This is a genomic window from Nocardia citri, assembly GCF_054065835.1.
The window spans coordinates 1-23,168 of record NZ_JBSUQM010000044.1 but is presented as its reverse complement, the minus strand read 5'-3'; the positions used below and the strand labels follow the sequence as shown (position 1 = coordinate 23,168).

Annotated in this window: 18 protein-coding genes; 10 read left to right on the top strand and 8 right to left on the bottom strand. The window is 65.9% G+C overall.

What is annotated here, in order from left to right:
* Nucleotides 1–97: 97 nt before the first annotated feature.
* Nucleotides 98–1,615 (bottom strand): DUF222 domain-containing protein, encoded by a 1,518-nt coding sequence (locus tag ACW2Q0_RS30490; protein WP_457194381.1) that lies wholly within the window; start codon nucleotides 1,613–1,615, stop codon nucleotides 98–100.
* A 794-nt stretch (nucleotides 1,616–2,409) separates the two neighbouring features.
* On the opposite strand from ACW2Q0_RS30490, the gene ACW2Q0_RS30485 reads away from it, so the two are divergent.
* The 5 genes from ACW2Q0_RS30485 (at nucleotide 2,410) to puuE (ending at nucleotide 9,478) form a co-directional block, all read left to right on the top strand.
* Nucleotides 2,410–3,267 carry an FAD binding domain-containing protein gene (locus tag ACW2Q0_RS30485; RefSeq protein WP_457194380.1) on the top strand — a complete coding sequence of 286 codons (858 nt, stop codon included), beginning with the start codon at nucleotides 2,410–2,412 and terminating at the stop codon, nucleotides 3,265–3,267.
* A complete protein-coding gene (locus ACW2Q0_RS30480; RefSeq protein ID WP_457194379.1) occupies nucleotides 3,264–6,260 on the top strand; it encodes a molybdopterin-dependent oxidoreductase in 2,997 nt (998 codons plus the stop codon). Before ACW2Q0_RS30485 ends, ACW2Q0_RS30480 begins: the two co-directional genes overlap by 4 nt.
* A 2-nt stretch (nucleotides 6,261–6,262) precedes the next feature.
* Nucleotides 6,263–7,495 (top strand): DUF6986 family protein, encoded by a 1,233-nt coding sequence (locus ACW2Q0_RS30475; RefSeq protein WP_457194382.1) that lies wholly within the window; start codon nucleotides 6,263–6,265, stop codon nucleotides 7,493–7,495.
* Between the two features lie 73 nt (nucleotides 7,496–7,568).
* A complete protein-coding gene (alc, locus tag ACW2Q0_RS30470) occupies nucleotides 7,569–8,567 on the top strand; it encodes an allantoicase (protein ID WP_457194378.1) in 999 nt (332 codons plus the stop codon).
* Between the two features lie 2 nt (nucleotides 8,568–8,569).
* A complete protein-coding gene (gene puuE, locus ACW2Q0_RS30465; RefSeq protein ID WP_457194377.1) occupies nucleotides 8,570–9,478 on the top strand; it encodes an allantoinase PuuE in 909 nt (302 codons plus the stop codon).
* Between the two features lie 34 nt (nucleotides 9,479–9,512).
* Here puuE and ACW2Q0_RS30460 read toward each other — a convergent pair whose 3' ends face one another.
* Nucleotides 9,513–10,637 (bottom strand): lipase family protein, encoded by a 1,125-nt coding sequence (locus ACW2Q0_RS30460; protein WP_457194376.1) that lies wholly within the window; start codon nucleotides 10,635–10,637, stop codon nucleotides 9,513–9,515.
* A 433-nt stretch (nucleotides 10,638–11,070) separates the two neighbouring features.
* Between ACW2Q0_RS30460 and aceA the strand changes: the two genes are divergently transcribed.
* The 3 genes from aceA to metE all read left to right on the top strand — a co-directional run bounded on the left by aceA (nucleotide 11,071) and on the right by metE (nucleotide 16,008).
* Complete coding sequence (aceA, locus tag ACW2Q0_RS30455) at nucleotides 11,071–12,360, top strand: isocitrate lyase (protein ID WP_457194375.1); 1,290 nt, start codon at nucleotides 11,071–11,073, stop codon at nucleotides 12,358–12,360.
* A gap of 127 nt (nucleotides 12,361–12,487) precedes the next feature.
* A complete protein-coding gene (locus tag ACW2Q0_RS30450) occupies nucleotides 12,488–13,357 on the top strand; it encodes a 3-hydroxybutyryl-CoA dehydrogenase (RefSeq protein WP_457194374.1) in 870 nt (289 codons plus the stop codon).
* A gap of 344 nt (nucleotides 13,358–13,701) precedes the next feature.
* Nucleotides 13,702–16,008, top strand: coding sequence for a 5-methyltetrahydropteroyltriglutamate--homocysteine S-methyltransferase (metE, locus tag ACW2Q0_RS30445; protein WP_457194373.1), 2,307 nt, complete (start codon nucleotides 13,702–13,704; stop codon nucleotides 16,006–16,008).
* Between the two features lie 97 nt (nucleotides 16,009–16,105).
* Here metE and ACW2Q0_RS30440 read toward each other — a convergent pair whose 3' ends face one another.
* Nucleotides 16,106–16,852, bottom strand: a complete 747-nt coding sequence (locus ACW2Q0_RS30440; RefSeq protein WP_457194372.1) for a ZIP family metal transporter — start codon at nucleotides 16,850–16,852, stop codon at nucleotides 16,106–16,108.
* A 48-nt stretch (nucleotides 16,853–16,900) separates the two neighbouring features.
* Here ACW2Q0_RS30440 and ACW2Q0_RS30435 point away from each other — a divergent pair, with 48 nt between their 5' ends.
* Nucleotides 16,901–17,071 carry a hypothetical protein gene (locus ACW2Q0_RS30435; RefSeq protein WP_457194371.1) on the top strand — a complete coding sequence of 57 codons (171 nt, stop codon included), beginning with the start codon at nucleotides 16,901–16,903 and terminating at the stop codon, nucleotides 17,069–17,071.
* Between the two features lie 101 nt (nucleotides 17,072–17,172).
* Here ACW2Q0_RS30435 and ACW2Q0_RS30430 read toward each other — a convergent pair whose 3' ends face one another.
* Nucleotides 17,173–18,375 (bottom strand): AI-2E family transporter, encoded by a 1,203-nt coding sequence (locus ACW2Q0_RS30430; protein ID WP_457194370.1) that lies wholly within the window; start codon nucleotides 18,373–18,375, stop codon nucleotides 17,173–17,175.
* A gap of 46 nt (nucleotides 18,376–18,421) precedes the next feature.
* A complete protein-coding gene (locus ACW2Q0_RS30425) occupies nucleotides 18,422–19,474 on the bottom strand; it encodes an NAD(P)-dependent alcohol dehydrogenase (protein ID WP_457194369.1) in 1,053 nt (350 codons plus the stop codon).
* A 139-nt stretch (nucleotides 19,475–19,613) separates the two neighbouring features.
* On the opposite strand from ACW2Q0_RS30425, the gene ACW2Q0_RS30420 reads away from it, so the two are divergent.
* Nucleotides 19,614–20,720, top strand: a complete 1,107-nt coding sequence (locus ACW2Q0_RS30420) for a S1C family serine protease (protein WP_457194368.1) — start codon at nucleotides 19,614–19,616, stop codon at nucleotides 20,718–20,720.
* Here the strand turns inward: ACW2Q0_RS30420 and ACW2Q0_RS30415 are convergent.
* The 3 genes from ACW2Q0_RS30415 to ACW2Q0_RS30405 form a co-directional block, all read right to left on the bottom strand.
* Nucleotides 20,717–21,283 (bottom strand): vitamin K epoxide reductase family protein, encoded by a 567-nt coding sequence (locus ACW2Q0_RS30415; RefSeq protein ID WP_457194367.1) that lies wholly within the window; start codon nucleotides 21,281–21,283, stop codon nucleotides 20,717–20,719. The two genes, ACW2Q0_RS30420 and ACW2Q0_RS30415, sit on opposite strands and share 4 nt — an antisense overlap.
* On the bottom strand, nucleotides 21,280–22,071 hold the full coding sequence (locus tag ACW2Q0_RS30410; protein ID WP_457194366.1) for a DsbA family protein: 792 nt from the start codon (nucleotides 22,069–22,071) through the stop codon (nucleotides 21,280–21,282). Before ACW2Q0_RS30410 ends, ACW2Q0_RS30415 begins: the two co-directional genes overlap by 4 nt.
* 124 nt (nucleotides 22,072–22,195) lie before the next feature.
* Complete coding sequence (locus ACW2Q0_RS30405; RefSeq protein WP_457194365.1) at nucleotides 22,196–23,041, bottom strand: polyphosphate kinase 2 family protein; 846 nt, start codon at nucleotides 23,039–23,041, stop codon at nucleotides 22,196–22,198.
* Between the last annotated feature and the right edge of the window lie 127 nt (nucleotides 23,042–23,168).

Sequence of the window (23,168 nt, the reverse complement as noted above, 5' to 3'; positions counted from 1 at the left end):
CAGGTTCGTAACGCTGCTCGGTCACCGCTGGGACATGGGGTAGCTCGACACGTCGACTGCGGGTGGGCGGTGGGCGACCGGTGCTGTCCACCCGGATTTATGCGGCGGTGTCGCTGTCCGGCTGCGATCGAGATCGTAGCCATTGCCGGTGTTGTTCGCGTTCACGGCGTCTGCGGGCTTCGCGTTCGCGTTCGTTGCGAGTGTGGATGCGGGTCAGTACGGCGGTGAGGAGTTCGTTGGCGTGATGGCGGTGGTTGATCGTCGGGGTGCCGGTCGGGTCGATATGCTCCGGCGCGATCCAGGCGGTGCGGCCCGGAAATTTCGAATTCCTGCCCTCTGCAACAGTTTTCCAGCCGCCCGGGCCGTCGTGAACGAGGGCATGGCACGCGTCGCAGGCCAGCACGAGATTGTCGATGTCCGTGCGTCCGCCCTTGCCGTAGTCCAGGATGTGGTGGACTGCGCAGAGGCTTGCCGGTGCGTCGCATCCCGGGCGTGAGCAGCCGCGCAGGGCGGCGATCAGCGCCAGTCGTTGTGCCCGCGACCCGAGTCGCTTCATCCGGCCGAGGTGCAGCGGCAGCCCCGCATGATCGAATACGGCCAGATACGGTTGCGACCGCTCGGCCAGCGCCAGCGCATCCTGGATCGGCACCACGCCACCGGTGGCGGTCGTCGCTACACCCGACATTCGTTCCAGGTCGTCGAGTTTCATCGTCAGGACCGTTGTCACCGGCAGGCCGCGGTGGTTGCCCAGGTCCTCGGCGACGAGCCCCGACCGCAGCACGGCGGTCAACGCGTCGTGGTTGCGCTGCGCGGCGCTGCGGTGATCGCGCCGCGCAGCTTCGGCCAGCGCGGCGGGATCCACGGCATCGATGTCGACGGCGGGGCTGTCCGGGTCCTCGGGATTGCAGATGCCAGGGCGGGCATACTTGGCCAGCACCGGATCCAGCAATGCTCGCAGCACCGGATCGATCTCCCCGCGGATCAGTGACATCCAGTCCGGCCGTTGCCGACCCACCGTGATCCCGCGCATGCGAGCCCGATCGTTGGCATCGGTGAGCCGCCCATCGGGGTCCAGATGGGCCAGGATCCGGTCGCCGACTTTGCCGATGTCATCCGGCGATCCGGATCGCGCGAACTCGGCCAGAATCTGCTCGGCCGCCTCCCGATCTTCAGCGACCGCCCCACGCGGCACGCGGTTCATCACATGCGCGATACCTCGCACATGGTCGGCGGAAAGCTCACCGCGCGCCAAAGCGCTTGCGGTGCAGGGCAACTGCGATTGCAGCTGTTCTCCGCCCATATCGCGGAACGCCCCGACCCACTGCGCCGCATGCACCCGACTTCCGGCGTCGGCGCTCGACAACCGCAGCGTCTGCATCAGGAACCGCTTCAGCGTCTTCGACCCGGTGTGCGCGGGGATCGAGCGTTCATCGACCTCGACCAGCAGCCGGTGCTGCAGTGCGGTGAGCCTGCGTGCGCATCGCTCAACATCCCGCATCAGATCCAGCACATCGTTGTCCGACAACTCGACCAGTGGCCGCGCGAGCAGTTCGGAGACCGCCTCGAGCAGCGGGCCTGCCGCTCGGTGCGGATTCTCCGTGCTGTTCGAAAACATGTTCGAATTATATCGCGGAATGATCGCCCGGCACACCCCTGGAGGCCATCTGATCTGCACATCTTCACACTGGACGAGCGACCTAAAAGGCTTGTGCCGCAGTGTAATTCAGCCGGTGGCCCGAGAATCGTTTCGTGATCGGAGCCGAATGCAAGAGCCGGACATGCCGATCGAGCCGTCTTCGAAGGCTGCGGATGTCCGGCCGATCCACGGACATCAGTGCACCGGCCGCGGATCCGGCCTGGCGCTCCAACGTCGCAACGCCGTGCGCGCGACCCTGCTGAACCGGCGGAGGTCATGTTTTCCGGCAGCGGCGCCTGAACGTCGCCGGAATCGGCCGCCGACCCCAGCGACTATTCCAGTGGTGCGATGGCTGTATCCGGTGCCCGGCGTTGCGAAGTTCGCTGCGTCGCATCCGCGATATGTGCGTGTAGAGCACGGGTCTTCCGGATGCGCTGCCTGCCTCGGCCCAGTACGGCTAGCCGGTTCGTTGGCGCTGCCATGCAGGTGTCGGGTTAGAAGATCGGGCTATGCCCGTGGGCAGGTCGCCGACATCGTGTGTCAGCCCTATGCGGTGCAGCGTTTTCAGGGGAGCGGTAAAGGAGAATGTCCTGATCAGACGGTATTGCTGGATACTGGAACAGAGACGTCTCGGACTGCGTGGCTTGGCGGACGAGGGCGCGGGTGCGCTATTCGGCGGATAACGGCCGCGCAACCTGGCGCGGGTGTCGCGCAACATCGCGGCAATCCGCGGCTTCTACTGTGGCGGCAGCGGTAGTGGAGCGAGGTGTGGCGTGGATCTGGACACGATTCGGGATGTGGTTGTGGCTCGGGAGCGGGCTGACCTGGCTTTTGTGGGCGGGGCGTGCGGGGTTCTCGCTGGGGGGACGTTTTTGTTCTCCGAGCCGCAGGACGGGTTGGATCGGCTGGTCGATATCACCGGATTCGGGTGGCCCGCGTTGACGGTGACCGACGATGGGTTGGAGATCGCGGCTACCTGCACTTTGGCGGAGTTCGCCGGGGCGGCGCCGGGGCGGGAGTTGGGGGTGGCGGTGTTGCGGGCGCAGTGGCCGGGGACGGCATTGTTCGCGCAGGCGTGTCGGGCGTTGGTGGCGTCGCACAAGATATGGCGGACGGCGACGGTGGGTGGGAATGTGTGCCTGTCGTTGCCCGCCGGTGCGGTGTTGGGTGCGTTGGTCGCATTGGATGGTGTCGCGCTGGTGTGGTCACCGGATGGGGACGATCGGCGGATTCCGTTGCGGGAGTTCGTGCTCGGGCCCGGACACAATGTGCTCGCAGCAGGCGAGGTGTTGCGCTCGATCACCGTTCCAGCTCGAAGTCTGCACGCGCGCACCGCTTTCCGGAAGATCGCGTTGGCTCCGCTCGGTCGTTCCGGTGCCGTCGTCATGGGCCGCCGCGAGGTGGACGGCCATTGCGCATTGACCATAACCGCCGCGACGACCAGGCCGGTAGTGCTGGATTTCGATTGGATACCCGGCGACATCGAGGTGCGGGAAGCGGTGGCGGCCATCGACCCGATGCTCTGGTTCGACGATCCGCACGGCGCACCGGACTGGCGTCGCCATATCGCCGACGTGCTAGCCCGCGAGGTCGCGGCCGAGCTGAGCACCGAAGTCGGTGACAGGCAATGAGGTTCGAAGTCGACGGCCAGCTGGTGCGGGCCGAACCTCGTCCCGGTCAATGCCTGCGTACGTTATTGCGCGAACACGGCCATTTCGCGGTGAAGAAGGGCTGCGATGCCGGTGATTGCGGTGCGTGCACTGTGCAGCTCGACGGTGTGCCCGTGCACTCGTGCATCATTCCCGCCTATCGTGCCGCCGACCGCACCATAACCACCGCCTCCGGCCTCGGCACCCCAGCAGAGCTACATCCGGTCCAGCAAAGTTTCGTCGACTCCGCCGCCTTCCAATGCGGTTTCTGCACGGCGGGCATGGTGGTCACGGCCGCGGGACTCGGCTGCGGAAGTCAGGGCGCCCCGGATTCCGAGGCGCTACCGGAGCTCATGAAGGGAAACCTCTGCCGCTGCACCGGATATCGCACCATTGTCGATGCGCTGGTCGGCGCGACGCGCAACACGGACCCGGATGCCGCGGCGGTAAGTGGTGCCGGCCCGACCACCGACGCAGATCACGCTTGGGCATCGGGCGGTTGTGCTAGTGCGGGCCCGACCGTGGGCAGCGAGCATGTTTCGGCATCGGGCGGTCACCCGACTGCCGAGCCCGACCCGGCGGGGTGCCCGATCGGCAGCGCTGGAGGTGGCACACAGATCAGCACCGTGGTCGGCTCCACGGCGGAGGTTGATCCGACCCGGCCGGACAATCCCGTCCACGCAAGCGCGGGCATCGGCCTCGGTGCGCCCGCCGGACCGCGAATAGTCACCGGCACAGAGCCGTTCACCTTCGACATCCGTCCGCAGGATGGCACCACCGCTGTGGATGCTTCCATAGCGCCGCCCACGAGCCCCTTGCATATCGCGGTGCTCCCGAGCCCGCACCCGCATGCGCGAATCGTAGCCATCGATACGGCCGCGGCCGAGGCACTGCCGGGCGTACACGCGGTGCTCACGTACGCGGATGCTCCCGATATCGCCTTTTCCACCGCGCGCCACGAAATTCGAGCCGACGATCCGGACGACACCTACGTGCTGGACCGCACGGTGCGTTTCGTCGGACAGCGGGTCGCCGCTGTGGTCGCCGACAGCGTGGATATCGCTCGCGCGGGTTGCCGAGCCCTACGGGTCGAGTACGACATCCTGCCCGCGGTATTCGATCCGACCGAGGCATTGCTGCCGGATGCACCGAAACTGCATGGCGGTAAACCGGATTCGGCTCGCATCGCCGATCCTGAACGCAATCTGGTCGCCGAGATCAGCGGCGAGGTCGGCGAGGTCACCGCGGGCCTCGCGGCGGCGGCGCAGGTGGTCAGTGGCGTCTGGCGCTCACCGCGCGCCCAGCACGTACATCTGGAAACCCATGGCGGTATCGGTTGGTTGGACGCGGACGGCAGGCTGGTCATCCGCTGCAGCACACAGGTCCCGTTCCTGGTGCGCGACGAGCTGTGCCAGCTATTCGGGCTACCGCGCGACCAGGTGCGCGTATTCGCCAAGCGCGTCGGCGGGGGGTTCGGCGCCAAACAGGAAATGTTGGCCGAGGATCTGATCGCGCTGGCGGTACTGCGCACCGGGCGGCCCGTGCAGTACGAATTCACCCGCTCCGACGAATTCAACAGTGCCACTTGCCGTCACCCGATGCGGGTCGCGGTCACCGTGGGCGCGGATGCCGACGGCCAGCTGACGGCCTTGTCGGTCGACGTGCTCGCCGACGCCGGGGCCTACGGCAATCACAGTGTGGGCGTGCTGTTCCACAGTGTCGGCGAATCCATCGAGGTCTACCGCTGCGCCAATAAACGCGTCGAGGCGAAGACGGTCTACACCAACAACATTCCCTCCGGCGCATTCCGCGGCTACGGCCTCGGACAGATCATCTTCGGCGTCGAATCGGCCATGGATGAATTGGCGCGCGCACTCGATATCGAACCGTTCGAATTCCGCCGCCGCAATGTCATCGTCCCCGGTGACGCGTTCGTCGGCGCCGAAGTGGGCGACAGCGATCTCGACTTCGGTAGCTACGGCCTCGACCAATGCCTCGACCTGGCCCAACGCGCCCTGCTGCGCGGCAATGGCGTGCGCGCGCCGGGGCCGGACTGGCGGGTGGGCACCGGTATGGCGCTGGCCATGATCGCCACCATCCCACCGCGCGGCCACCGCTCGCAGGCCACCATCACACTGCTCCCCGACGGACACTACGAACTTCGGGTGGGCACAGTGGAATTCGGCAACGGCACCACCACCGTGCACGCGCAACTCGCGGCAACGGCGCTACATACCGACGTGCGCCGCATAGTGATTCGCCAATCGGACACCGATATCGTCGGCTACGACACCGGTGCCTTCGGATCCACCGGCATCACCGTCGCGGGCAAGGCCACCTATGCCGCGGCCGTGGCCTTGCGCGAGCACATCCTGGTCCGGGCCGCCAAGCTGACCGGTCGCGCCGAAGCCGAATGCGTGCTGGCGGCCGATGGTGTCCGCTGCGGCGACCGGCTGATCGGCGCCACCGAACTGCTGGCCGACGGCGAGTTGTCCGGACACGGCGAACACGCGGGCAGTCCGCGTTCGGTCAGCTTCAATGTGCAGGCGTTCCGCGTCGCCGTGCAGCCGGAGACCGGGGTGGTGCGCATCCTGCAATCCGTCCAGGCCGCCGATGCGGGGACGGTGCTCAATCCGGTGCAGTGCCGTGGTCAGGTGGTCGGTGGTGCGGCCCAGGCCATCGGCACCGCGCTCTACGAGGACATGCGCTCCGCTCAGGGGGTGGTAACCACGCCGACGCTGCGGCACTATCACATCCCGCAGTTCGCCGATCTCCCACACACCGAGGTCTATTTCGCCGAAACCGCTGATGCCCTGGGCCCACTCGGTGCGAAGTCGATGAGCGAATCCCCGTACAACCCGGTCGCCCCCGCATTGGCGAATGCCGTCCGCGATGCTGTCGGGATACGACAGACCAGTTTGCCGATGACGGCGGACCGGATCTGGCGCGCCCTTCAGGAAGGAGACCAGGGGTGAGCATGCAGCCGCGGCTGCCCGAGAATGTCCGTGCTCGCATCGACGCGTTACTCGATACGGTCGACGCCGACTTGCGGACCCGCTACCCGGGCCCCGATGGCCGGATCCAGCCGATCCACACCGCCTACGTCCCGGCCGACCGGGCTACCGCGACGACTCCCGCCGAATGGGGTGCGGCGGCGCTCGAACTGCTCGATCGCCACCACGAATTGCTCGCCGGAATCGACGGCACCGACGCGCTGCTCACCGTGCGCGGACAACTCGCGCGGCGGCCGATCCAGGATCTGCGCATCGACTTCGAGGACGGCTACGGCTTGCGCGCCGATGTCGAGGAGGACCGGGCCGCCACCGATGCGGGCGCGACACTGGCCGAATGGGTACGCCAACCCGGTGGGCCGACCAGCCTGGGCATCCGAATGAAGGGCCTGGGGGGCACCGAACGCGCTCGCGCTTTACGCACCCTCGAGCTGGTCTTGGCCGCCGCGGGCGGTGTGCCACCGGGTTTCGTCTTCACGGTTCCGAAGATTCGTGCGGTGGAACAGGTTTCGGCGCTGGTCGCACTGTGTGACGGACTCGAGCGTGGCGCTGGACTCGATGCGGGCGCGCTGCGGTTCGAATTGCAGATCGAGAGCCCACAGGCGATCATCGCCGCCGACGGCAGCACTCCGATCGCCAAGATGCTCCAGCTGTCCGAAGGTCGTTGCAGTGCTTTGCATTTCGGCACCTACGACTACACAGCCGCCTGCGGTGTCGCCGCGCCCGATCAGGCGCTCGACCATCCGGCGGCGGACTTCGCGAAGTCGGTCATGCAGGTGGCCGCGGCGCAGACGGGGGTGTGGATCTGTGACGGCTCCACTCAGATCGTGCCGGACCGTGATCCGGAATCCGCACTGCACAACCATCATCGGCTCGTCAGCCGGGCGCTGCGCCTCGGCTACTACCAGGGTTGGGATATGCATCCGGGCCACCTGATCACCCGCTGGCTGGCCACCTACGAATTCTTCCGTCGCGCGATCGACGTCGCGGTCCCGCGCCTGGTCGCCTACCTCGACCGGCGCTGCGGCGGTGTCATGGATGAGCCGGCCACCGCGCAAGCCCTGGCGGCCACCGTTTTACGCGGTGTGAACTGCGGTGCGCGCACCACCGACGAACTGCGCGCGCTCGCGCCCGTACTGACTCCCGATGTGCTGCGGGCGCTCGCCGCGCGCGAGCCGATTCCACAGCAGGCGAAATGAGTGGCGCATCGGGTAGCAATTCCATGAGGGGTAGCGCTAGGGCCACGGCTGGGCCCACTACGCAGGAGGTCTTATGAGCAGCGATGCCGTCGGCGGCGATGGTCGGCGCGACGCCGGGGATTTCACACTGCTGCCGGATCTGGCGGTCCGTCCGCTCGGCGGTTCGGTCATCTGGGCCGATGACGAATTCTTCGCGGAGAAGGAGAATTTGATCAATCCCGGTCCGTCGCAATACCGGCCGTCGACCTTCGGACACAAGGGTCAGATCTACGACGGCTGGGAAACGCGCAGGCACCGCGGCCGTCCCGGCGACGATTCGGCCATCGTCCGTCTGGGTGTAGCCGGCGTGATCCGCGGCATCGTGGTGGATACCGCCTGGTTCAAGGGCAACTATCCGCCCGCGGTGTCGATTTCCGCACTCGAGATCGACGGCTATCCACTCGCGCAAACCATTGCCGAGCGCGACGACTGGGTCACCCTGATAGACCGCGCCGCCGTAACCGGCGACAGCCGCAATCGGTTCTCGATCGAGAACGAAAACCGTTGGACCCATGTGAAACTCACCATGCACCCGGACGGCGGCGTCGCCCGGTTGCGGGTACACGGCGAGGGCAGGCCCGACCCCTGGCTGCTCGGCCTCGGCCCGCTGGACCTGGCCGCACTGGAAAACGGCGCCCTGGTCCTCGATTGCTCCAATCGCTTCTACAGTTCCCCGAACCAGCTGCTTTACCCCGGGTTGGCGCGAAAAATGGGCGACGGCTGGGAAACCGCCCGCCGCCGCGACGACGGCAACGAGTGGGTGCGCATCCGGCTGGCCGGTCCCGGCCTCATCCGCCTCGCCGAGATCGATACGTCGTACTTCCTCGGCAATAGCCCCGGTGCGGCCCGGCTCACCGGCCGCACCACCGACGGCACCGAACTCGAATTGCTGCCGCGTACCGAATTGCTGCCCGATACCAGGCACCGCTTCGCGATCGCGCCGATGGCGGCCTCGGTCGAACAGGTCCGCCTGGATATCTATCCGGACGGCGGGCTCGCGCGCCTGCGCCTCTACGGCGAACTCGGGGGCTGAGCATGGGCGAGCGAGATTTCGTCGGCTACGGCGCGACGCCGCCGGATCCGCAGTGGCCGGGTGGTGCGAAGATCGCGGTCCAATGCGTCCTCAATTATGAAGAGGGCGCGGAAAACAATGTGCTCGACGGTGATCCGCACTCGGAGACTTTTCTCTCGGAAATGACTCCCGCGCAAGCCTTTCCGAATCGTCACATGAGTATGGAATCGCTCTACGAATACGGCTCCCGCGCCGGACTGTGGCGGGTCCTGCGCGCCTTCGAACGCCGTGACCTTCCGCTGACCATTTTCGCCGTCGCGCGTGCCATGCAGCGAAATCCGGAGGCGGTGGCCGCCTTTCGGGAACTCGGTCACGAAATCGCCGGTCACGGTCTGCGCTGGCAGTCCTACCAGCTCACCGACCGCGACACCGAGCGTGCGCATCTGGCCGAGGCCGTGCGCGTGCTCACCGAAATCACCGGCGCCGCCCCGCTCGGCTGGTACACCGGCCGTGACTCCCCGCACACCAGGGAACTGGTCGTCGAACACGGCGGTTTCGTCTACGACTCCGACTCCTACGCCGACGATCTCCCGTACTGGGTCACCGTGCACGGCCGCGACCATCTCGTCGTCCCGTACACCCTCGACACCAACGACATGCGCTTCGCCTCACCCGCGGGATTTCCGAGCGGCGACCAATTCTTCGCCCACCTCCGCGACGCCTTCGACGTGCTCTATCGCGAAGGCGCGGAGGGCAGCCCGAAGATGTTGTCGATCGGTCTGCACTGTCGTCTGGTCGGCCGCCCGGCCCGCATAGCCGCCCTCGAGCACTTCCTGGACCATATCCAGTCGCACAACGATGTCTGGATCACCCGACGCATCGACATCGCCGAGCACTGGCGCCATACCCACCCACCGATCAGCCGCGACTAGTGTCCTTCGAAACCGGTGCCGGGTGCGGATCAGCTCAGGCAAAAAGATCGCGGACGAACGGCACCGAATCCCGCAGCGACGCGTTGACCGTCCCGTCGTGATCGTCTGGGTAGACGTGCAGCGTGACCGGCTGCCGGTTGGCCGCGAGCACTGCGGCGAACCGCAGCGTCTCCGGGGTGATCACATCCGTATCGCGCAGGCCCTGGCCGAGGAATAGCGGCTTGTCGTAACCGGATTCGGGCAGGCCCATATACCCGGACAACAGTCCGTGCAGATTCGGAATCTCGGCGAGCGGTCGCGCGAACAGGCTGCCGACCAGCACGTTCTCCGCGCCGAGCGCATCGGCCAGCGGGGCAACGCACAGTTCGCGCGCCCGGACGAGCCATGCGCGGCCGGAATCGGTCAGGAAGGATTCGATGTCCAGCTCCGGATAGGTCGTGCGCAACCCGTTCAGAATGTAGAGCACGTACGCGGTGCTGTGGTGATTCAACGTGATCGGCGGCACCTGCGGTCCGAGCAGTTGCAGGACATCTTCGATATACGCGGGCACGCCGGTGCCGACCGCGCCGCGGTAATCGAGCTCCGGTCCGCCGAATTCGCTCGCGTACCGGGCGGTGAATACGGCCGCGCCGCCGCCCTGTGACTGCCCGATGACCACCCACCTCTTCGCCAGCGACGAGTACTGCCTGGTCGCGGCCTTGACCGCATCGACGACATTGTGTGCCTCGACGCGTCCATCGAGATAGGGATGCTCGCCCGGCGTACCGAGTCCGGCATAATCCGCGGCCACGATCGCGTACCCCTGCCGCAGCCAGGTCGCCAGATACGCCCAGTCCCGTCCGACCGCGCTGGGTCCGGCGATGCTGTAGGCACAGTCGTCCGCGAGCCCGACCGTGCCGTGCGCCCACGCGATCACGGGCCAGCCCCCCTCGGGTGCCTGCCCGGGCGGGAAATAGACCGCGGCGCTGGCCACCGTCGGTGCGTCGTTGGTGGTGGTCGTCGAGTACAAGATTCGGCTGGAATCCGCCGAACCGGGTGGCGTGGCCACCGCGGCCAGCGGCGCGACGGATTGCACCGTGCCCGGATCGGCGCTGGCCGCGGGCAGCTGCGGCAGCCCGAGACCGCAGACGACCGCAAGGGTGAACCACAGTTTCCGCATCGAAGTTCCTCTCGGCCGCTGGACGTCTGTGTCCGCGATGGACTTGGTTCGTCCGATCGAACCATGGCGTCCCAGTTGAGGTGGGGGAGGCCACACCGACGCTTGTGATGGTGCTCACAATATGGAATGTCGGGTGCGTCGGATGGCGGCCGGTCGGGCGATAGCAAACAGTACGGGCGTTACGGTAAAACTGCACGTCAGGGCTACTGGCGGGTAGGTTACCCGCTTGCAATTCACGAGCAAATTTCGCAGAGTTGGCAAAACCTGATGGAAATCTAGCTCGGATTCACACTTGCAACAGGTAGACGGCTATTTCCTGGTGTGCCATCGTGTGGAAGTACGCCGCATGGGCCTAGCAAGCCTGCAAATTGCCGCCACAGCAGTTCGAGTGATGCTCGACCGTGGGGCACCGAACAAGGAAGTGGAGTCAGAGATGTCGAACGTCGGCACCCCGAAGACCGCTGCGCAGATCCAGCAGGATTGGGACACCAACCCGCGCTGGAAGGGCATCACCCGCAACTACACCGCCGAGCAGGTGTCGAAGCTGCAGGGCACTGTCGTCGAAGAGGCCACCCTCGCCCGTCGTGGCTCGGAGATCCTCTGGGACCTCGTCAACAACGAGGACTACATCAACTCCCTCGGCGCCCTGACCGGTAACCAGGCGGTCCAGCAGGTCCGGGCCGGCCTGAAGGCCATCTACCTGTCCGGTTGGCAGGTCGCCGGTGACGCGAACCTGTCCGGCCACACCTACCCGGACCAGTCGCTGTACCCGGCCAACTCGGTGCCGTCCGTGGTCCGCCGCATCAACAACGCACTGCTGCGCGCCGACGAGATCGCCAAGGTCGAGGGCGACACCTCGGTCGCCAACTGGCTGGCCCCGATCGTCGCCGACGCCGAAGCCGGCTTCGGTGGCGCGCTGAACGCCTACGAACTGCAGAAGGCCATGATCGCCGCCGGTGCCGCCGGTGTGCACTGGGAGGACCAGCTGGCCTCCGAGAAGAAGTGTGGCCACCTGGGCGGCAAGGTGCTCATCCCGACTCAGCAGCACATCCGCACCCTGACCTCCGCCCGGCTCGCGGCCGACGTCGCCGACGTGCCTTCGGTCATCATCGCCCGCACCGACGCCGAGGCCGCCACCCTGATCACCTCGGACGTGGACGAGCGCGACCGTGAGTTCCTGGACGGCACCCGCACCGCCGAGGGCTTCTTCGGTGTGCAGAACGGTATCGAGCCCTGCATCGCACGCGCCAAGGCCTACGCCCCCTACGCCGACCTCATCTGGATGGAGACCGGTGTGCCCGACCTCGAGGTCGCCCGCAAGTTCGCCGAGGCCGTCCGCGGCGAGTTCCCGGACCAGCTGCTGGCCTACAACTGCTCGCCGTCCTTCAACTGGAAGGCGCACCTGGACGACGCGACCATCGCGAAGTTCCAGCGCGAGCTCGGCGCGATGGGCTTCAAGTTCCAGTTCATCACCCTGGCCGGCTTCCACTCGCTCAACTACGGCATGTTCGACCTGGCCTACGGCTACGCCCGCGAAGGTATGACCGCCTTCGTCGACCTGCAGGAGCGCGAGTTCAAGGCTGCCGCCGAGCGTGGCTTCACCGCCATCAAGCACCAGCGTGAGGTCGGTGCCGGCTACTTCGACACCATCGCTACCACCGTGGACCCGAACACCTCGACGGCGGCCCTGAAGGGTTCCACCGAAGAGGGTCAGTTCCACTGAGTTGAAATGAACGATGGCCATCGCTCGATCTGAGTCGGTCGAACTCTGGACCATCGAAGGTCAGCTCTCATCGGAGCATCCTTCGCCATCAGCCACCCGACAGCCAGACCAACAGCAGGAGCGGGACGTGAGCAGCGAGAAGATTCAGCGCGTCGGCATCATCGGTGCCGGCCAGATGGGTGCCGGCATCGCGGAGGTGTGTGCGCGGGCGCATATCGACGTGCTCGTCTACGAACAGAATCGGGAGCTGGCCGCCGCAGGTCGCGCCCGCATCCTGCGCTCGCTCGACCGCGGCGTCAGCAGCGGCAAGATCACCGAGCGCGAGCGCGAACAAGCCGCGTGGCGGCTGCGGTTCACCTCCGACCTGGGCGATTTCGCGGACCGTCAGCTGGTGGTCGAGGCGGTGCTCGAGGACGAGAAGGTGAAGACGGCCATCTTCGCCGAACTCGACAAGGTCGTCACCGATCCGGACGCCGTATTGGCCTCCAACACCTCATCCATCCCGATCATGAAGATCGCCGTCGCCACCGCGAACCCGGAGCGCGTGGTCGGTATGCACTTCTTCAACCCGGTGCCGGTGCTGCCGCTGGTCGAGCTGGTCACCACGCTGAAGACCGGCACGGCGGTCTCCGAGCGGGCCGAAGCCTTCGCCGGCGAGGTGCTCGGCAAGCAGGTCGTGCGCTCGGCCGACCGCTCCGGCTTCGTGGTGAACGCGCTGCTGGTGCCGTACCTGCTCTCGGCCATCCGGATGGTCGAATCCGGCTTCGCCACCAAGGAAGACGTCGACAAGGCGATGGTGCTCGGCTGCGCCCACCCGATGGGGCCGCTGGCACTGACCGACTTGGTCGGCCTCGACACCGTGAAGTCCATCGCCGACTCCATGTACCACGAGTTCAAGGAGCCGCTGTACTCGGCACCGCCGCTGCTGATGCGCATGGTCGAGGCCGGTCTGCTCGGCAAGAAGACCGGTGCGGGTTTCTACCAGTACAAAGTTTGATTCTGTGTTCGATGTGCCGCGCCTTCGGCGCGGCGGGTTCGCGGCCCCCTGGTGTCTCGCGTCCGAGCCGTCGAGACTCGCGCCTGCGGCGCATGCGCTTCGACGACTCGGACGCGAGACGGGCCGCGAACCTCGCTCGTAAGACTCGCTCCGTTGTGGTCGCGTAGGTGCGAACGGTCACCTGAGCGCCGCAGTCTTACCCTGCCGATGCTGTCAGCGGCATAGGCTGCAAAGGAAAGTTGGGCCGTGACCAGCGGTTCGGCTTCGAATACCGAGAGCGCAGCGCTGCTGCGGGGTCTGGGTCGAGGACTCCGCGCAGGTGATCGAAAGGGAGTACCCGGCTCATGGTCAACGTTCAGGACGGATTCGGGTCGAGCATTCTCGGCTACCCGAGGATCGGGCCGCACCGGGAACTCAAGCGGGCCCTCGAGGGCTATTGGCGTGGTGGGGTTTCCCGCGACGAATTGCTCGCGGTCGGGCGCGATATCCAGGAGCAGCAGTACAGTGGCCTCGCCGCCACCGGTTTGACCCAGGTGCCGGGCAACACCTTCTCCTTCTACGACCACATCCTCGACAATGCGCTGCTGTTCGGTGCGGTGCCCGCACGGTTCCGGCCGTTCCAAGACGAGCTGCACCCGCTGGACTTCTACTTCCTGATGGCGCGCGGCCGCCCGGATCTGCCGCCGCTGGAGCTGGTGCGGTTCTTCGGCACCAACTACCACTACCGCCAACCCGAACTCGATGACAACACCGAATTCTCGCTGCACCCGGAGGCTTTGCTCGACGAATGGGATCGCGCGAAGGCCAGCGATATCGAACTGCGCCCGGTGGTCGTCGGTCCGGTGTCGCTGCTGCTGCTGTCCAAGGCGGGCCATATCCCCGGTGAGGCCGGCGGTTTCGACACGCTGAGCCTGCTCGACAAGCTGCTTCCGGTGTACGAGGAGCTGTTCGAAATCCTCGCCAAGCGCGGGTCCACGTGTGTGCAGTTGGACGAACCGTGCTTCACCAGTGAGCGCACTTCGCAAGAGCTGGCCGCGTTCGAGCATGCCTACCAACGACTTTCGACCTCGGCCCTGCGGCCGCGCATGCTGGTCACCGGGCAGTACGGCGATTTCGGTGAGGCGCTGCGCATCCTGGCCGAAACCAGTGTCGAGGCCATCGGATTGGATCTGGCCGGCCATCGGATCCAGCCCGAAGAGCTGGCGCAGATTCCGGGCATCCGGCGTAAGCGCCTGTACGCGGGCGTGATCAGCGGTCTCAATGTGTGGCGCGCGGACCGCTACGTGACGTTGGAATACCTCAATGAATTGGCGAAGGTGTGTCCCGATCTGGTGGTGTCCACCGGGACGACACTGCTGCACGTGCCCTATGACGTGCTCGCCGAATACGAGATCGAGGGCAATGTCGCCGACCGCCTCGCCTTCGCACAGCAAAAGGTGGGCGAGGTGGTTTCCCTCGCCAAGGCGCTCACCGAGGGGCCCTCGGACAAGTGGCGCAAGCGGCCCACCGAGGTGCACTTCAAGCAGAAACACGCAGTGCGGCAACGGGTTTACGCCATCACGCCCGGTATGCGCGTGCGTGAACCGTACGAGGTGCGCCGCGAAGCCCAGCAGCGCACGCTGAATCTGCCGCTGGTTCCCGCGACCACACTGGGTTCCTTCCCACAGACGAACAAGATTCGCCAGGCCCGCTACGACTTGGGCCAGGGCAAACTGTCCTATGGCGAATACCGCAAAAAGATCGAGGCCGAGATCGAGGCCACGATCCGCCTGCAAGAAGACATCGGCCTCGATGTGCTCGTGCACGGTGAGCACGAGCGCAACGATATGATCCAGTACTTCGCCGAGCTGCTCGACGGCTTCGCGACCACCCACTTCGGCTGGGTGCAGGTGTACGGATCCCGTTGTGTGCGGCCGCCGATCATCTACGGTGACGTGTCGCGGCCCGCGCCGATGTCGGTCGAGTGGATCAGCTACGCCCAGTCACTGACCGATAGGCCGGTCAAGGGCATGGTCACCGGACCGGTCACCATGATCGCGCGTTCTTTCGTGCGGCAGGATCAACCGCTGTACGAGACCGCGGATCAGGTCGCGCTGGCTATTCGCGATGAGGTCGTGGATCTCGAACGCGCCGGGATTTCGATCATCCAGGTCGACGAACCCGCCATTCGCGAGCTGCTACCCACGCGTCCGCACGGACGCGCCGAATATCTGCGCTGGGCGGTCGCGGCATTCCGTCTGGCCACCTCCGGCGTCCAGCCGCAGACCCAGATCCACACGCATATCGGCTATTCTGGTCGCACCGAAGTGGTCGACGCGATCGAGGAGCTCGATGCCGATGTCACCGCGATCGTCGCGACCCGCTCGATCGAATGGGTGTTGAAGGCGCTCAAGGAGGATTCCGTAACGGGTCACGGCCTGAGTCACGGCGTCGGTCCCGGTGTATACGAGAGTCGTTCGGCGCGAATCCCGGATATCGATGAGCTCGACGAATTGCTCACCGCCGCGGCCGAAGCCAGCAGTCCGGAACGGCTGTGGGCCAATCCGGACGGCGGTCTGAAGACCCGTCATTACTGGCAGCTGGAGCCCTCGCTACGCAATATGGTCTCGGCCGCGCGCCGCGTTCGTCGGCGGGTCACACCGACGGAGTAATACCGACTGGCTGCCGGTACCCGGTCCCGCGTTCGCCGACGCCATGGCCTGGGTGGCCCAGGAGGTGCTGCCGGAGCTCGGCTGATGTGTCTGGCCGTCAGCTGAGCGCGGACACGGCGAACATGAACGTCGCGCCGGTGACGGTGCAGGCCAGGGTCAGGCGCGAGGGGTGTTCGGCGTGAGCCTCGGGCAGGATATCGGCGGTGGCCAGGTAGAGCAGGAATCCGGCGAAGTAGCCGAGATAGAGGCCGACGGTCTCGGCCGGAACCCGGATGACAGTCCCGATTATGGCGCCGACGACCGGGGCGATCGCGTCCAGGGTGAGCAGGATCAATGCGCGTCGGTGAGCCGAGCCGTAGAGCGTGGTGATGGTGAAAGTGTTGAAGCCGTCGGCGAAGTCGTGACAGATGACGGCGATGGCGACCGCGATACCGATGGTGGCTCCGGCTTGGAAACCCAATCCGATGCCGAGACCGTCGAGGGTGCTGTGGAAGATCAGCCCGGCCGCCGCGACCAGCCCGACGGATTCGAAACCATGCTTGTGCGCACCGAATTCGCCTTCATGGCCGGTATGGATGGCGACCGCGCGCTCGATGACATGGATGGTGAGAAAGCCGACAACGGTGGCGACGAGCGCCGCCGGAAGACCGAGCACATTATCCCTCGACTGCGCCAATGCCTCCGGTAGCAGGTCGAAGAACACCACACCCAGCATGACGCCCGCCGCCAGCCCCAGCACCAGATGTTTGCGGTCGCCGATCCGCACCGCCGCCAGCCCGCCGACGAGCGTTGAGCACATCGATACCAGCGCGAGCAGAATCGCCACCGGTCCAGCATCTGTCACGCGTCGCCGCCGCGCAGCGAGTTCGCTGAATGTTCGCGGCTATCTCCGATGTCAGCGCCGCTCGGCGGCCGAAGCAGCTGGGCGGCCGTGGTGCGCACTGTCCCGATGTCCACGCTTCTCGGTGAGCAGCGTGGCGAGTCTGCGCAGACCTGCGGTGATATCGGTGGCGGTAGGCGCGCGTGCCGGATCGACCAGATGTTGGGCGAGCAGGCCGCCTGACCATCCAGGTCGAGTACGACACCGTCCTATACAGCCGCGCACAGATGGGCAAGGTCAGCCTGGCACTCATCGACGCACTGCAGGGCATTCGCGCCGCATGATCACTCCGGCGGCCGACCCCGGCCGGTGAGGCGAATAGTCAACCGGCGCCTCCACTTGCGCTGTTTCTTCGGCGGCACCTCGGGCTTTTCGGTATCGCCGTCCGCCTCGACCTCGTAGCGACGGATATAGGCGCCCGCGAACGCCTGCACCGTCGCGGTGACCGGAATCGCCAGCAGCGCACCGGTCGGCCCGAGTATCGCCGCACCCGCTATGACCGAGCCGAATGCGACGGCCGGATGCATATCCAGCGTCGTCGCGGTGATTCTCGGTTGCAGGACGTAGTTTTCGAACTGCTGGTACATCACGATGAAGCCCAGAATCCACAGCGCGGTGGCCGGGCCGTGCACCAGTGCGACGAGCACTGGCAGCGCACCGGCGAGATAGGTGCCGACGGTTGGAATGAACTGCGAGACAACCCCGACCCACAGCGCGAGTGCGAATGCGGATGGTACATCGAGGATGCGCAGCGCGACATAGTGCGCGATCGTCGAGCACAGCGCGAGCAGTGCGCGCGAATAGATATAGCCGCCGGTTTTTTCGACGGCGATATCCCAGGCGCGCAAGATATGTCGCTGGCGGCGCGGCGGCAGCAGCGAAGAGACGGCATTACGGAAGCGCGGTCCGTCGGCGGCGAAGTAGTAGGTGAACAACAGCACGCCGAGGGCCTGGAAGATGGCGCCGATCGCGGCGGTGCCGACACCCCAGGCATTCCCCGCCAGCCCGACCAGATAACGGTCGATGGTGGAACTCCACTCATCGAGGTATTTCCGCAGATCGTCGCTGGACAAATGCGTCTCGAAGGTGCGGTTGACCCAGTCGACGGCCTGGTCCGCGTTCTCGGGCGCGTTCGTTACCAGGGTGGTGACCTGATCGACCAGCAGCGCGCCGAGCGTCCACACGAACGCGACGGTGCCGACAGCCAGCACCAGGAAGACTACCCCGGTCGCCAGCCCGCGCCGCACGCCGCGCGCCGCGAGCCAATTCACCGCCGGTTCGATGGCGAAAGCCAGGAACAGCGAAACCAGTAGCACCAGCAGGAAACCCTGCAATTTCTGCAGAACCCAGAAGCCGAGCACCAGTCCGGCCACCGTCGCCGCCGCGAGCAGGAATGCCCGCAATAGCCACGGCGGCGCCCCCGCGGTCACATCGGCGGTGACAACCGCCGATTCGGTGGGCGGGGATTGGTTTTCATCCGCGGACACATCGCCAAGCTACTGAACCGGCGATGAATCGGCGCAACGACACGGACTAGATCGTCGAGGCGTCGATCACGAACCGGTACCGCACATCGCTCGCGACGACCCGGTCGTACGCGCCATCGATCTCGTCGGCCGAGATGAGTTCGATCTCGGCACCGATCCCGTGTTCGGCGCAGAAGTTCAGCATCTCCTGGGTCTGCGCGATGCCACCGATCATCGAACCGGCCAGCGCCCGTCGATATCCGGTGAGGGTGAAGGGCTTGACGCTCAACGGGTTCTCGGGCAGGCCGAGGATCACCAGGGTGCCGTCCAGCTTCAGCAGGCGCAGGTAATCGTTGATCGGCAGATCGGCCGAGACCGTATTGAGGATCAGATCGAAGCGGTTGCGCAACTCGCGGAAGGTTTGCTTATCGCCGGTCGCATAGTAGTGGTGCGCGCCGAAGCGTTGACCGTCCTCCTGCTTGCCGAGCGAATGGCTCAGCACGGTGACCTCGGCCCCCATCGCCGCGGCGATCTTCACCCCGACGTGTCCGAGTCCACCCATGCCGACGATCGCGACCTGCTTACCAGGCCCGGCATGCCAGTGCCGCAGTGGGGAGAACAACGTGATGCCCGCGCACAGTAGCGGCGCCGCCACATCGAGTCCGATGCCCTCAGGAATGGACAGCACGAAGTTCTCCGTCACCACGACCTGGGTCGAATAGCCGCCCATCGTGTGACCACCCGGCTGGATGGACGCGTCCACCGGGGTGTTGTAGGTCATGGTGGCCCCGTTGTCGCAGTACTGCTCCCCATCGGCCAGACAGGGACCGCAGACCCCGCAGGAATCGACCATGCAGCCGACGCCGACGCGGTCGCCGACCTGATGCCGGGTCACCTCGGTGCCGACCGCGGCGACAATGCCCGCGATCTCATGGCCGGGAACGCACGGATATTTGGCACTGCCCCATTCGTTGCGGGCGGTGTGGATATCGGAGTGGCAGATGCCCGCGTATTTGACATCTATCAGCACATCGCGTGGGCCGAGCGCGCGCCGCTCGATCGCCAGCTTCTCGAAGTGCCCATCGGGCTCGGACAGCGCATACGCGGCAGCAACACTCATGCGTACATGCCTACCGTCGATTGCGGAACTTTGCCAAGCGCTGCACCGGAGAAACATGCGCGCCATTTTCTGATCTACCACACCGGTCTGCGGCCACAATGGAATTGGTCAAAAGCCCAGCCGGAGGCGGGAGAGCGGCATGGACGACGAGCGGCACCGTGCGCCCGAGGGGCGGCGAGTCGGTGGCGGGGGCGTGTTGGCGCTCTTGGTGGCCATCCTGCTCGCCGTGTCCGGCTTCTTCGGTTTCCGAGGTGAGCTGGCGGACTGGTCGTCTTCGGGTGCGGACAATTCCTCGCCCGCGCCGCTACCGCCGCTGGATCCGGTCGCGGTCGCACACGCCGTCGAACCGGCACTGGTGAATATCCGCACCTCCGCACGTCCGTTCGGAGTCGGCGCGGCCGGATCCGGGATCGTGCTCACCGCCGACGGACAGGTGTTGACCAGCCATCACGTGGTCAAGGGCGCCGAAACCGTGACGGTCACCGATGTCGGCAACGGCACCGTCTACGACGCGAAGGTGCTCGGCTACGACGCCGGTGCGGATATCGCGCTGCTGGAGCTGACCGGCGCCACCGATCTGACTATCGCGCGCATCGGCAGCTCCGCCGAACTGCGCGTGCATGAGGATGTGCTCGCCATCGGCAATGCCGGGGGCGCGGGCGGCATTCCTACTTCGATCCAGGGCAATATCACCGGTCTGAACAGCACGATCGTCGCGCTCAATGCCTCGGATCTGACCCGCGAATCGCTGACCGGGATGGTGGAGATCGCGGCGCCGGTCACCGCGGGACAGTCCGGCGGTGCGCTCGCCGATCCGGGCGCCGCGGTGGTCGGCGTGATCACCGCCGCGTCCGGGGCGAACACACGCGATGCCGGGCGCCCGCCGAATGGTTACGCGGTGCCTATCGACTCCGCGATGCGGGTGGTGGGCCAGATCCGTTCCGGAACGCCCACTGAAACCGTGCACATCGGACCGACCGCAACGCTGGGTGTGCTGATCTCGGATGCGAAACCGAGCGGGGCGAGGATCGATGTCGCACTGTACGGATTACCGGCCTACGCCGCCGGGCTGAGCGATGGCGACGTGATCACCTCGATCGACGGCCGCGACATCACCAGCGCGAGGGCGTTGCGGGCGGCGATCAATGTGCACCGGCCGGATGACACAGTTCAACTGGGCGTCCTCGGTGTCGGCGGATGGCAACGTACGGTGACCGTGGTGCTCGCGCTGGGCACACCGAACTAGACCAGCGACAGCCAGTAATCCTGGAACTTCAGGAAGACCAGCAGCAGCACCACGGCATAGAACACCGCGACGAAGGTCCATCGCCACTCCACGACGATCCGCATCGGCCCGCGCGCACCGCCCCATACCTGCTCTGTGGCCACCGCGAGCAGTGGGGTGATGATGGCCCACACGACCATGCAGTACGGGCACAGCGCGCCGATGCGGTACAGGCTCTGGAAGATCAGCCAGCAGATGAAGATGGTGCCGAACACCGTCCCCACCCACAGCCCGCCCCAAATCCAGCGCGGAAAACGCACATTGGCGACAGCGAGCACCGCGAGGGTGACCAGCACCGAGAAGCCGACGATGCCGATGATCGGATTGGGAAAGCCGAATACGGCGGCCTGTTCGGTGGTCATCACACTGCCGCAGGACAGGATCGGGTTGATGCTGCACGAGGGCCGGTAGTTCGGATCGGTGAACAGCTTGAACCGCTCGATGGTCAGCGTGACCGAGGCGAGCCAACCGGCCAGCCCACCGATCAGCAACACCCAGGCGGCCCTGGTGGCGGTGTTGTTCACTTGGCCGCGGCGGAGGCGATGATCGCTGCCATCGCATTGGGCTTGAACCCACTGGACGGCGAGGCGAGGTCCTGGCTGTTCACCTGGGTGCCGTTGACGAAGATCGTCGGGGTGGTTTGGACTCCGCTGTTCAGCACATCCTTGGTCTTGGCCCCGATGTACTTGTTGTAGTTGTTGTCCTTGATGCACTGCCCGACCGAATCCGGCACGCCGGCGCTCTTCGCGATATCAATCAGCTGGTCATCGGTCAGACCCGCACTACCCTCGGCGGGCTGCTGCTCGTACATGGTGACCAACCAGCCCAGGTACTTCGACGGATCCGCCTCGGCGACGCAGTACGCCGCATTGGCCGCGCGCGAGGAGTACTTCGTGGTGGATGCCTTGTCCAGGAACGCGATGATGTTGTATTCGACGATGGCGGTGCCGTTGTCGACCGCATCCTTGATGGCCTGAGCATTGGCGGCCTCGAAGGCCTTGCAGGCCGGGCACTGCAGGTCGGCGATGACGCGGACGGTCACCTTCGCATCCGGTTTGCCGATGCGGACGGCACCGTTATCGGCGATGGTCGCGGTGGCGCCGTTGGGTAGCTGACTCGCGGTGGCGGCGATGGACGGGGTGGCGCCCAGATCGTTCTTGTCGGCGTTCTTCACCGCGATACCGATGCCGATCGCCGCGATGAGCCCGACCAGTACGGCGGCCACACCCACCTGGATGAGGATCTTGCGGTTGCGGTCGGCGCGCTCCGCCGCCGCGAGCGGATTCGACTTACCACCCGGTTTCTTGCTCACCGTGCGTTCACCACGCCTTTCGCTTGCTCCGGTTTCCTGCCGCCACGATGGTAGATCCGGAACTTCCCCGGGGCGTGGACGGGCACGGCCACATCATCGGTGGTCAACCTGAGAGGAACCTTGGTCAGGCCTGGGCGAGGCGGCGCCGCTGCTCCTGGATGTCGAACTGCGCGGGTGGCCAGTCGAGTTTGAGGCCCTCGAGTGCGTCGATGAGCAGTTCGGTGACCGCGAGCCGGGTGAACCATTTGCGGTCGGCCGGGAGCACATGCCATGGGGCGTAGTCGGTCGAGGTGCGGTCCAGCATGACCTGGTAGGCCTCTTGATAGGCGGGCCAGTAGCCGCGTTCGTCGATATCGGCAGGGTTGAACTTCCAGTATTTATCCGGTCGGTCCAGGCGTTCGCGCAGTCGGTTCTTCTGCTCGTCGAGTGAGACGAACATAGCGACCTTCACCAGCGTCGTGCCCTGGTCGATCAGTTCCCGCTCGAAGGCGTTGATCTCGTCGTAGCGCGGTCGCCAGACCTGCGGTGGCACCAGATTGTGTACCCGCACGACCAGTACGTCCTCATAGTGCGAACGGTCGAAGACGCCGAGTTGGCCGCCGCGCGGCAGGGCCTTGCGGATGCGCCACAGGAAGTGGTGGCTCTTCTCCTCTTCGGTCGGCACGCCGAAGGAGGCGTGGTCGACGCCCTGCGGATCCACCGAACCGATGACGTGCCGAACGATGCCACCTTTGCCCGCGGTATCCATCCCCTGCAGCACCAGCAGCACACTGCGGGTATCGCCGGAACGGCCGTTCGCGTAGAGCTTCTCCTGCAGATCCGACAGCACAGTGGTGCGTTCCGCGAGCAGTTCCCTGCCCTCGTTTTTGTCACCTTCGAATCCAGGTGTGCCGGAGGCGTCGAGATCAGCGATGCGCAAGCCATCGGCTCGTAGGGCGTCGATGGGCGGCAGAGACCATTTCTTCGCCATCGATGTATTTTATGGCGGAATCTTCGGCCGCGCCTGCGGCGCGAACGTCGCTCGTAAGACTCGCTCCGCGGTGGTCGCTGCTGGCGGGTCGTTCGGCACCTGATGAACACGCGCCAGACGGGTTAGT